At 52.2% G+C, this 6,661-nt stretch carries 8 protein-coding genes; 7 read left to right on the top strand and 1 reads right to left on the bottom strand.

Going from position 1 to position 6,661, the window contains the following annotated elements:
* The first annotated feature begins 8 nt into the window (after positions 1-8).
* The 4 genes from ACFDSS_RS12785 (at position 9) to ACFDSS_RS12800 (ending at position 2,215) form a co-directional block, all read left to right on the top strand.
* On the top strand, positions 9-173 hold the full coding sequence (locus ACFDSS_RS12785; protein ID WP_375256123.1) for a YcbK family protein: 165 nt from the start codon (positions 9-11) through the stop codon (positions 171-173).
* A 94-nt stretch (positions 174-267) separates the two neighbouring features.
* The gene (locus tag ACFDSS_RS12790) at positions 268-1,056 is read left to right on the top strand and encodes an AAA family ATPase (protein ID WP_375256119.1); all 789 of its coding nucleotides are present in this window, start codon (positions 268-270) and stop codon (positions 1,054-1,056) included.
* Positions 1,057-1,069: 13 nt separating this feature from the next.
* Positions 1,070-1,789: a sigma-70 family RNA polymerase sigma factor gene (locus ACFDSS_RS12795; protein WP_213394330.1), complete on the top strand. Its 720-nt coding sequence runs from the start codon at positions 1,070-1,072 to the stop codon at positions 1,787-1,789.
* A 24-nt stretch (positions 1,790-1,813) separates the two neighbouring features.
* Positions 1,814-2,215: a hypothetical protein gene (locus ACFDSS_RS12800; protein ID WP_213394331.1), complete on the top strand. Its 402-nt coding sequence runs from the start codon at positions 1,814-1,816 to the stop codon at positions 2,213-2,215.
* A gap of 83 nt (positions 2,216-2,298) precedes the next feature.
* Here ACFDSS_RS12800 and ACFDSS_RS12805 read toward each other — a convergent pair whose 3' ends face one another.
* Complete coding sequence (locus ACFDSS_RS12805) at positions 2,299-3,384, bottom strand: sigma 54-interacting transcriptional regulator (RefSeq protein ID WP_375256120.1); 1,086 nt, start codon at positions 3,382-3,384, stop codon at positions 2,299-2,301.
* Between the two features lie 393 nt (positions 3,385-3,777).
* Between ACFDSS_RS12805 and ACFDSS_RS12810 the strand changes: the two genes are divergently transcribed.
* From ACFDSS_RS12810 to fliF, 3 genes are all read left to right on the top strand, one after another.
* On the top strand, positions 3,778-4,935 hold the full coding sequence (locus tag ACFDSS_RS12810; protein ID WP_375256121.1) for a sigma 54-interacting transcriptional regulator: 1,158 nt from the start codon (positions 3,778-3,780) through the stop codon (positions 4,933-4,935).
* Positions 4,936-4,957: 22 nt separating this feature from the next.
* Positions 4,958-5,299 carry a flagellar hook-basal body complex protein FliE gene (gene fliE / locus ACFDSS_RS12815; protein ID WP_213394333.1) on the top strand — a complete coding sequence of 114 codons (342 nt, stop codon included), beginning with the start codon at positions 4,958-4,960 and terminating at the stop codon, positions 5,297-5,299.
* Between the two features lie 45 nt (positions 5,300-5,344).
* Positions 5,345-6,661 (top strand): flagellar basal-body MS-ring/collar protein FliF (gene fliF, locus ACFDSS_RS12820; RefSeq protein ID WP_375256122.1); only part of this gene is annotated, 1,317 nt, incomplete at its 3' end.

Genomic DNA, 6,661 nt, shown 5'->3' on the forward strand with positions numbered 1-6,661 from the left:
ATGTTGCCATCAACTCGCTTCACATGGAAGGCAGGGCTATTGATTTTGCCTTGCCAAAAGTTTCACAGCGCCAACTTGGCGCCACCGCCAATGCAATATGTCGTGGAGGCGTTGGTACTTATAGTAATTTTGTCCATATCGATAGCGGTAGAAATCGACATTGGAGCGCCTGATCTCTGGCCGCTTTTTATTGCTTCTGTGTGTTTAATGACAGATTGTTAACTTGGCCTTGTTTGTGCATATGTGTTCCAAAGGGAGTCTGGTGTCATGCCTACGATCATTTCTGTTGCGAGTGGAAAAGGCGGCGTCGGTAAATCATCGTTAGCCGTTAATATGTCTACACGGCTGCAGGATGGTTATGGGCCTACGCTTCTTGTCGATTCTGATCTGTTGATGGCAAACTCCCATGTTTTGCTGAACACACGGCCGACGGTCGATTTAATTGATGTTCTCGAGGGTCGTTGCGATTGGCGCGAAGCTGTCCAAAAATTGCCAAATGGCTTGTCATTGCTGCCAGGTCGTACCGCAGCGAACGTCTTGGTGGAAAGCGATGCTGAGCGACTGAAAGATTTGCTGCACGGGCTCAAAACCACCGCGCATGATTTTGCCTATATAATTGTTGACGTACCGGCTGGGTCGGGAACAGGTGTCATGAACACTGTGTCAGTTGCCGACCACACCATGGTCGTCCTATTAGGCCAAGCGACAAGTTTTGTAGATGCATATGCTCTGATCAAGAACGCATATTTCGAAAAGAATGTAACGTCCTTTTCGGCTGTCGTGAACATGGCTAAATCAGCCGAGCAAGCAAAAATGATCTTCGATAACTTTGAGCGGACTGTCTTGAGCTTTCTGCCCGTAAAATTGGTTTATGCTGGCTACATGCCAAAGATGAGCGAAATCAACGCAAGCTCGGTCCATGGCAGGTCGATTGACCGCGATGTGATGAAGGCACGCATTTATCCAAAGATCGACTCTATTCTTGCCGCGCTGTTCGCAGAGGACGCGGGCTATACCGGACCGGACGCTGTTACGTTTCATAGCCCCGCTCCGTAGGTAACAGTGGCGCATGCAGGAGTATCCATCGGCCAAGTTGAATGTCGAGAAACTTGTCAGAGAGCATGAGGCTTTGGTCCGGCGCGTGTCGCACCATATTCATTCCCGGGTACGTTCGATTGTCGAGTTCGATGACCTTTTGCAGGTTGGCTTGATTGGCTTAATCGAAGCAGCGCAACGCTATACTCGGCGCGAGGGCGTGTCTTTCGAAAATTATGCGGTGTTGCGCGTGCGAGGCGCGATTTACGATTACCTTCGAAAGAATTCCAATCTTGGCCGCAAGACGATTGCGACAACCAAGGTCGTCAAATTTGCACAGGCCGAGCTGTCTCAGAAACTCGGCCGGGCTCCGACGCGTATGGAACTGGCCGAGGCCGTATCAATGACTATCGGCGAATTAAGTGCTTGGGAGCAAAGCCTGAACAGCAGTTACCAGAATTCGCTTCAGGACGAGTATGACGAATATTCCATGTGGTTTTCCGCAGAAGAGCCGCCAGCAGAGCAGCTTTTGGACCGTGGCAGGTTGAAAGATGCGTTGTTGGTTGCACTTAAATCTTTGCCCCAACGAGAAGCTCTGGTCCTGCAGCTCTATTATGTAGAAGAGCTGAATATATACGAAATTGCTGCCATACTTGAGGTAACGCCAGGCCGCGTTTCGCAACTTAAATCAATGGCATTCAAGAAAATGCAACCACTCCTTCGGGACTTTGCCGAAGGGATGGGGGGCGCGTGATATGCGTGGAACGGTTATCATTGCATGAAAGAGATAATTAACGTCATCCAGGTTTCCGTTCAATCGGCCGAGGTTACTCTGATCGGGCATGACGCTATTCCTGCTCTTATAGCCAACTGCAGTCTTATGAACATCGCACGGGGCAATATGGTCCTGACATTGAAGCCCACCGACGTAGATAAAGTTGGTGCCATCGGCGTTGTCGAGATCGAAAGGAACCGACCTGTAATGCTGGCGCGGGCTTCTATATCTGTTGCGCAATTCAATCTGGTTTTGAATTGCTTGCAACATATACCGCCGCGACCAGTGACGCTTATCCTCGCTTTGCAGGACAGCCTGACGCTGACCCCTGACGGTTATCTGGATGCTGACGGGCAAGATCGCAAGTTCATATCCGACCTTTCATGGAGCATTCCAATCCTATAAAGCTGCAAGCCGCGAGTGATTGTTCGAGAAATGACCAACCGATCTCACCAATCGCTGGAGCTATTGCAAGAACGCTGCATATCTTAGGTCAGGTTGTAGGAATTTTCTGAGGGCAGGTCAGATGAAATGCCATATTTCCGCATTTTCGCAATAAGCGTCGTACGTTTGAGCGAAAGTCGCTTAGCGGCTTTTGCTGTATTATAGTTGGAAAGCTCCAGCGCTAATTCGATGAACTTTGCTTCCTGTGCACTCAGATGACCCTGCAGATCGAACTGATCATCACCGTTCAGCATCCTAATCATCGACTGATCTGCATTTTCAAAAGAAGCCGTGACAGAATCTGAAATTATGAATTCGTCATCATCTGGCATATGGTCGATTGCCGTCCAAAGGGCCGTTTGTTCTGCTAATCGATCCTGTGGAAGGTGAAGAAGTCTTCGCACTACGTTTTTATCAATAGGAACGTCTGTTGATAAAACTGCAGCGCGCTGTAGAAAATTCCGCAACTCACGAATATTGCCGGGCCAGGAATAGGCCATCATCTCTGCCAGACCATCATTGCTGACTTTGGGCGGGACGAGCCCAGAGCCGTCAGTTTCAAGCCCGTGCGAAATCGAGCGCGCTAATTCAGGAAGGTCACTTATGCGGTCTTGTAATGACGGGACTTGCAGCATGACCACCGAGATCCGATACATCAAGTCTTGGCGAAACTCACCTTTGTCGACTTTGTGTCCGATATTCTGATGCGTGGCGCATACCAACCGAAAGTCGATGGACTGTTCGCTATTCGAACCGATGCGGCTTACGGCGCGGGCCTCGATTGCCCGCAAAAGCTTGCTCTGAAGCTCAAGCGGCATGTCACCGATCTCGTCCAGAAATAGGGTGCCGCCGGCGGCTTCCTCGAATCTTCCGATCCTCCGCGTCGCTGCACCGGTGAATGAACCTTTTTCATGACCGAACAGCTCGGCTTCTAACAAGTCGCGGGGAATGGCGGCGCAGTTCACACTGACAAGTTTTCCCTTGCGGCCTGACAATTTGTGAAGCGTTTGCACGACAAGCTCTTTGCCGCAACCGGTTGGGCCAACCACAAGCACATTTACATTGTACGGCGCAGCATTTTTTATATCAGCCAAGAGTGTTTTAATCGGTTCAGATGATCCAGATATCATCATGTCCTGTTACCGCCTGTTTATGCCGATACGTTTCTTGTCACGTTCATTTACTGGTAATATTTGTTGACTTCTGTACTAGCAAGAAACCGAGCGTATGCACAACCATGTTGACGCTGGCTCAAACTATAATCCAGCAACTGAAACATTCAGTGCCTAAGTTTTGTCTCTTTCGACGGCTTGGCAAATGGGACCTTATCAGACGAATTACAGGTTTCGCCGCCTGAAATCCGGTTGTGGGGTGATCTGCACGGGCATGTGGCGGCTAAACCGTAGGCGCAAACATCAGATAATGATGGCCGCGCAACAGCCGGCGGAAAATAATAAATAATATCATGTTGAATCTCAACGGCTGGTCAGGGTTGGCATGGCGCTTGCCTTTCTCATTGCATGATGAAGATCGCACACAGGGCAGTTATTGATCAGGTCGCTTTCGACCTGGGCTCCGAAATATTGGAGTATCTCATTTTGCATGAGGTTGATGCTGTGTCGGTCATGGGCTGTGATCATGACGGTAAATGCAGCACCGACTTTTTGATCCTGTCGGCGCAAAGATCTGCCGAACTGGGTGGTCAACCGGGGGTTATCGAGCTTGCAAAATCAGTCGGGGCCAAGTCTGTCCTGATCGCAGACACCCGCGCTTCTGCCTATGGCATTACGACATCCTTGGGTGGTCGGATCGTGAACCTGTCACTGCCGAAAGATATGGCGCGGGATGATGCAAGGCAGTTCATTGTCACGCTATTGCACGGCACGGGGCGCGCGCTGGTAAGGTCTGATGGGTCTCGTCGGTTGTATGACCTGGCTAGACGCGTTGCAAAATCTGACGTCAGCGTCTTTATCAACGGCCCTAGTGGCAGCGGCAAAGAGGTGATGGCACGCTTCATGCACCACCAATCTGCCCGCAAAGATAAGGAATTTATCGCGATCAATTGTGCAGCAATCCCTGATAACATGCTGGAAGCGATGATGTTTGGCCATGAAAAGGGTGCTTTCACCGGTGCGTCGACATCCAATGTCGGTGTGATTAGGGCGGCGGATGGCGGTACGCTTTTGCTGGACGAGATTTCGGAAATGTCGCTGCAGCTTCAGGCCAAGCTTTTGCGGGCGATCCAGGAGCTGACCGTCACGCCGGTTGGCGGCACAAAGGCGATCAAGGTAGACGTGCGGATCTTTGCGACGACAAACAGGAACATGAGCGATGAATGTCGTATGGGCCGGTTTCGCGAGGATTTATTCTACCGCCTCAATGTGTTCCCCATCCAAACGCAGGCCCTGCGCGAGCGACCCGAAGATATCGGCGCGATTGCGTATGAATTGGTCATGCGACATGTCAAAGATGTGACAGAAGCACCATTGCTGTCACCCGATGCGCTTGATCTGCTCATGGCGCATCATTGGCCCGGCAATGTCCGCGAGCTGGAAAATGTGATCCAGCGCGCGTTGGTTCTAAAAGACGGTCCAGTGATCACGGCCGATGCCATCATGATCGACCAGTCTTCGATCATGGATATTCAATCTCAGACAGCAACGGCGCAGGCAGTAAATTGACCGCGCGCCACAGGAGTGTGAAATGAAAGCCTTGGAACAGATCAGTAATGTCTCATCGACAACCGTGAATGCCGCCCTGAATCGGGCTGCAGATATGGCAGAAAGGGCTGCCGGCGGTGGCATGGTAGGCCGGTCGAATGATGCCTCAAGCTTTGCTGATCTTATGAGCGACAGCCTTGATAACGTTGCACGATCGCAAAACGACGCTGCGCAGCTGGTCAAAGATTATGAAACCGGCAAGGAAACTGATCTGACCAAGGTGATGGTGGCCCAACAGGTGTCTTCTCTGAGCTTCCAAATGGCGTTGAACGTCAGAAACAAAGCGCTTAGCGCCTACAAGGACATTATGAACATGCCTGTCTAAGGTATTGTCTGGTATAGGAAATTCAGTGCTTAATGAGATCAAGACATGACCGATAGCTCGACCAATTTGAGCACGGCATCCTCGCGTACCGGGGTGATGCAACGGACCTCCTATGCTATGGGGGAGCTGCGGACGTTTTACATGCAGCCGGCCGTGCAGCGCGCTTTTCCTGTTATTGCTGCGGCTTTGCTTGTTGTTCTTGGCCTCATTTTATATCTCATCTTGCAGGCCCCGCAGCGCACGACGCTTTTCGCGGCGCTCCCCGAGGCTGAGAAAGCAGCAGTGATGGACGCGCTGCGCAATAACGGCACCGATGTGCAAATTGATCCGGTCACAGGCGATATCACTGTGCCGACCGGCGAATTCTATAACTCGCGCATGTCATTGGCCGCGCAGGGTTTGCCCCAATCAATGCCAGATGGCTACAGCGTATTGACCGATATGCCGATGGGAACCAGCCGTTCAGTCGAGAGTATGCGCCTGAAGCAAAGCCAGGAGGTTGAACTCGCACGGTCCATCAACGAGATTGATGTTGTGTCAGCGTCTCGCGTGCATCTGGCAATACCAGAGCGTTCCGCCTTTGCGCGGAATGCCCAAAATCCGACTGCCTCGGTTTTCGTGCAGGTCATGCCCGGTCGCAGCTTGAGCGAGCAGCAAGTGATGGCGATCGTTAATCTTGTGTCGTCCTCTGTTGCAAACCTGCCAAAGACCAGCGTGACAGTCGTTAACCAAAACGGGCAGCTTTTGTCTGACACCGTCAATGACCCCGCGACTGATCTGGCTGATCGGCAGCTCGAATATCAGCTGCGTCTGGAAAACATTTACCGCACGCGTATCGAAAGCTTGCTGACACCAATTGTGGGGCCGGGGAATGTTTCCGCACAGGTTTCGCTTGATATCGACTTTACCCGCACCGAGCGCACCGAAGACATGGTGATCCCCGATCAATCGGCCCTTTTGAGTGAGCAGCTAGCGGTGGAAGAGGAGGTCGCAGAAGCGTCGCAGGGTATTCCGGGCACTGTTGGAAATACTCCTCCGCCACGACCGGAACTGGAACAGCCTGCGGGCGCAGCTGACGGGCCGGCGCCTGCCGAGGCGGACGCAAACGCCGAAGCCGGCGCGAACACCGTCGCAGAAATATACGCACCAGTCGACAGGAACACTGGGCCGGGGCAGCCGCGCCTGCGATCATCAGACAGCACCTTGCGCAATTACGAGGTGAGCCGGACCGTGACGTCGGAAAACAGCCCGATGACACGCATAAACGGTGTTCATGTTGCCGTATTGCTGCGCGAAACACTGCCTGTGGCAGAAACGGAAGATGGCGACGCCGCGGCGGCACCCGCCATCGGGCTTGACCCA

The sequence above is a fragment of the Yoonia sp. genome, assembly GCF_042093035.1.
Classification (GTDB): Bacteria; Pseudomonadota; Alphaproteobacteria; order Rhodobacterales; family Rhodobacteraceae; genus Yoonia.